Below are 4,640 nucleotides of genomic sequence, written 5' to 3' on the forward strand. Positions count from 1 at the left end.
GTGACCCCGATCAGGCGCCTGACCGACAAACTCGCTGGCCAAAGCGGCCAACCGCTTCTGCCGCTGGGCCGCGGTCATCGGCTTCGCGGCGGTCCGCACGATCGTGCCGGCACCGGCGGCGGGTCCCGACCAGGCCGGAGGACTCCAGCTCCCGGTAGGTGCGAGCGACGGTGCCTGGGGCGAGGTGAGGTCGGCCGCGAGCTGACGGACCGGTGCGAGGCGCTGTCCCGGTTCCAGGTGCCCGAGGCGATCAGGTGGCGAGCCGACGGCGCAGCTGCTCATACGGGGGAGTGGGATCCGACGGATCGATCGTGACGCCGACGCTCATCGGGTCACCTCATCGTCCATGGCTGCGCCTCATCGTGGCAGGGTGGGGATTTGTCCCAATGTGTCATGACTCGCATCAACTCCCGGTGTTGTTATGCAGCACAGTGACAATATCCATGGTTAATCGACAACCAGCACGTTGCTACTGTCTGAGCAAAGTCAAGAACACGATACAACGTGTTGCTCACCAGATGTGCGATTCCGGCGGTCTCGACTGCGGGTTGGGCAACCTGACCCTCGTGCTGACCATGCAGGACGCGCTGCGGATTCTGAGCGACTACTGACCGACCGGGGCTGCCTGTGGCCCAGCCATTCAACACCGAGGTCGGGGCGGGGACGATGAACCCGGCCACGATCCTGCTGGTGCTGGGGCCGGAGCCCTGGCGGGTGGCGTACGTCGAGCCGTCGGTGCGCCCCGACGATTCGCGGTATGGCGAAAACCCCAACCGTCTGCAAACTCACACCCAGTTTCAGGTGATTCCCAAGCCCGATCCGGGTGACCCGCAAGAGCAGTGCGTACCCGGGCCTCGCTGGAGGCGTTGGGAATCGACCTCGTCGGCCCACGATGTGCGTTTTGTCGAAGACAACTGGGCTCAGCCGGCGATTGGCGCCTGGGGCCTGGGCTGGAAGTGTGGCTGACGGGATGGAAATCACCCAGTTCACCTACTTCCAGCAGGTGGGCGGCCTCAACCTTGACCCGGTGGCGGTTGAGTTGACCTATGGGATGGAACGCATCCTGATGGCCGTCCAAGGAGTTACCCACTTTAAGGACATTGCCTACGCGCCGGGAGTGTCCTATGGCGAGGCGTTCGGCCAGTCCGAGTACGAGATGTCTCGGTATTACCTCGATGAGGCCGATGTGACGACGAATCGTGCGCTGTTTGAGGCGTACACGGCCGAAGCGGCGCGGCTCATCGAGGCCCGATTGCCGGTGCCGGCGCACACCTATGTGTTGGAAATCCTCACACGCCTTCAACGTGTTGATGTCGCGGGGCGATCAGCACCACCGAGCGTGCGCGGGCCTTCGCCACCATGCGCCGCCTCGCTAAAGACGTATGCACCCCTGTGGGTGGCCCGGCGGAACTCGGCTACCCGCTCGGCCGGGGCCGAGGTGCCGTCGGTGGCTAGCCCCGAACCGGTGCCCGACCAGCTGCCCACCACCCCGCAGACCCTGGCCATCGAAATCGGCGTCGAGAACTGCCCCCGCACGGTCAGCGACACGATCGAGCAGGTCCGGGCTGCCGTCACGGCGAAACCGAGGCAAGCACATTGCCCCATGGAGCGATCACCGGTGAACGGCACCCCGCGCCGCATCGTGGCAGATTGACGCGGTCGCCCTGCCGGAACCGGGCGGCCAGCGGCTGAACAGGGCCCCGGTCGGCCGCGTTCGACGCCGACGGCCAACCGACCAAGGCGTTGGAGGGCTTCCTGCGAGGCAAAAGGCGCAGCTGGCGGACGTCGTGAAAGCCGAGATCGGCGGGAACGAGCACGCTGCGGTGGCGGTGGAGTTCACCGGACGGCCGGTGCTGGAGGTCGCCGCAGCCCCGGTGGCCGACGTGGTGAGCGGGCTACGGGCAAGAACATACGCTGGAGCGACCCCCCAGCCTTCCTTTTAGCCGAGCCATTCGGTGGCTGGTGGCACTTGGGGCCCGGTCGTGGTGCCCGTGACAGTCAGCGATCTCACCGCCGGGCGAACCACCTACCTGCTGCGGGAGGACCCGACCCCGCACGCCGCGGTGGCTAGCGGCGACGAGCTCATTCCCACCCTGCAGGCCCGGATGCAGCTCTTCACGGGCGCTCGTCGGGAGCTCGTGGTCGAGCAGGCGCACGCGCTGGCGGCCGGTGGGTGGCCTCGTCGACGTCGAGGGCGAAGCGGCCCTGATCGACGAGATCACCAACCTGGTTGAGGCCCCGCACGGGGTGCTCGGCTCGTTCGAGCAGCGCTACCTGGAACTGCCGGAGCAGATCCTCACCACGGTGATGCGCAAGCATCAGCGCTACCTGCCGGTGCGGGACGGCGGGCGGCTGATGCCGTACTTCGTCACGATGGCCAACGGCGAATGCGACGACGCGCTGGTTCGACGTGGCAACGAAAGCGTGCTGCGGGCCCGGTATGAGGACGCGGCCTTCTTCTACCAGGCCGATCTGACCGTGCCGCTGGCCGACTTCCGGTCCGCCCTGTCCGAACTCACCTTCGAGGACAGGTTGGGGTCGGTGGCCCAGCGCGCGGACCGAATCCGCGACCTGGCCCAAACCCTCGGCGAGCGAGCGTCCGTCGAGGCTCCAGGCTATGCATGTCTGAACGAGCAGGAGCGAGACACCCTGAAGCGGGCCGGCGAGCTGGCCAAGTTCGACCTGTCCACCCAGATGGTGGTCGAGCTGTCTAGCCTGGCCGGATTCATGGCCCGCGACTACGCGGTGCGGGCCGGCGAGAGCGAAGCGGTGGCGCAGGCGCTTTACGGAGATGAGCAGCCATAAAGACCAGCGCCGATCCTCCCCGCAGTCGATGCCGGGGATGGCTCCGCGCTGGCTGACCGGCCTCGACCTGCGCACCTCAATGTTTGCAATCGGGGCTGAGCCAACCGGGTCCTCCGACCACTTCGGCCTGCGCCGCGCCGCCGCTGGGCATCATCCGGATTATGCGCTCCCCAGCGGCGATCGACGGGCCGTTGCAGACGATCTCGATTGACGTTGGGATTCGGGCCGCGGCCCGCCGGCTGGAGCAGCACGGCGTCAGCGTGGCTGCGGGTTCCGTCGAGGCGGCGCAGGAGTTCATCACTGGGCGGTTTGCCCAACTGCTGCGCGATGAGGGTGTTTCGGCCGATCTCGTCGCAGCCGTGATGCCCGGTGCGTTGTCGTTGACCCGCCCCGACGTGTACCTGGCCGAGTTGGCGCAGCTGGCCGATGACGACGACTTCGCAGCGCTGGTTCAGGCGGTGGTTCGGTGCGCCGGATCGTGCCGGCCGGAACCCGCCCCTGAACTGGTCGAGGAGCACCGGAGCCTGCCTGCCGAGTGTGGATCTCATCGCGGTGGCCCGCTGCCTTGTCGAAGGACCTGCACTCCGGGTGGCCGCCTTCGCGCGGCAGGGCCGGGCGGTGACCGCGGCGATCAATCGCTTCTTCGATGACGTGCTGGCTCATGGACCCTGACCCGCAGGTGCGGGCTGCTCGCCCTCGGCGCGTCGCCGGTCGGTCTGTGCGGCCCGACGGGCATCGACTGGCAGGCCCTGGATACCGCGCTCGGCTAGGCAGCACGGTGGCCGACTAGGCCACGACTAGGCAGCACGGTGGCCGATCCAGGCCACGACATGCACTCGGCCTAGTTCGGTGACACCTGCATCGGTGATGCGGTGCCTCTGGTCCGGTCTAGCTGGGCAGCCACCGCCAGGATCGTGGCCTCGGCACCGGTGCGGGCGGCCAGCTGAACCCCGGGATCGGCCAGCCCTGAGTGCTGAACCCGGCCGGGTAGGACGCAGCTGGCTGACCAGCGACGTTGAACAGCTGGGTGAATGCCACCACGGGCAGCGTTCGTTGGATGAGAGCCCACCTGAGCCGTCGAGCGCGCCTACGGCGGGCGGCAGGCATGCCATCGTCGGGTGAGCAGCAGGTCATCTCGCCCTGTAGCGTCGACGCGCGCGGCGAGGCTGACCGAGGCGGTCATCGCCCGCTCGGTCCGCCCTGGCCGGCACTGCGCCACCGAGGGAGACAGTGGCCCGGTCACCGTCTCCAACCGCTCTGGGTGGTCCAGCTGCTGGGCAATCTCGCAGACCCCACGCACGAACTGCAGGTACATCGGGCGGCGGAAGCTGGGCCAGTCCGGGTGAACCTCGGCACCTGATGGCCGAGGTCGCGCAAGCGGTCGGCGACGGCGCTGACCGCGGCCACCACTTGGGGATTGACGCCTCGGCCATGATCCGGCCGATCGGTGGTCCAGCCGATCCGCAGTGGCGGGGGGTCGGTGGAGGTGGCTTGCGTCAATGAGCTGGACAGCGGGGTGGCCTGCCACCGGTCACTGGGCAACGCGCCGGCGAGGATGTCGTACACCCACGCGCTGTCCACGGCGGTGCGGGTCAAGACCCCTGTGCAACAGCGCGCCCCAGACTTCCCGGTGAGGCCACGGGAAACTCGACCACGCCGTGGCTTCAGCCCGAATAACCCGGGTACACGCGGCCGGGGATACGGATCGAGCTCCCCGGCGTCGCCGCCAACGGCGAGCGGAACTATTCTCGCCGCCACCGCGGCCGCCGGAGCCGCCGCTGGAGCCCGGACCGTGCGCCCGTCGGCCCGCGGATTATTCGTGATGCCAAAGCGTC

2 protein-coding genes and 1 pseudogene are annotated in these 4,640 nt (G+C 68.1%); 2 read left to right on the forward strand and 1 reads right to left on the reverse strand.

Annotated elements, in window-relative coordinates; genetic code table 11:
• The first annotated feature begins 566 nt into the window (after positions 1–566).
• Both IPG68_14880 and IPG68_14885 read left to right on the forward strand, forming a co-directional pair.
• Positions 567–3,016: pseudogene (locus IPG68_14880) on the forward strand (glycine--tRNA ligase subunit beta).
• A complete protein-coding gene (locus IPG68_14885) occupies positions 2,967–3,455 on the forward strand; it encodes a hypothetical protein (GenBank protein ID MBK6764461.1) in 489 nt (162 codons plus the stop codon). The pseudogene IPG68_14880 and the gene IPG68_14885 overlap by 50 nt, the downstream one beginning before the upstream one ends.
• Positions 3,456–4,044: 589 nt before the next feature.
• Here the strand turns inward: IPG68_14885 and IPG68_14890 are convergent.
• Positions 4,045–4,640: hypothetical protein (locus IPG68_14890; protein MBK6764462.1), on the reverse strand; the 596-nt coding region annotated here is incomplete at its 5' end.

It is taken from the genome of Micrococcales bacterium, from assembly GCA_016703125.1.
Taxonomy (GTDB): domain Bacteria; phylum Actinomycetota; class Actinomycetes; order S36-B12; family UBA10799; genus JADKAV01.

Coding starts and splice junctions, on each gene's coding strand:
- IPG68_14885 (MBK6764461.1), top strand. CDS start 2,967: ATGCGCTCCCCAGCGGCGATCGACGGGCCGTTGCAGACGATCTCGATT.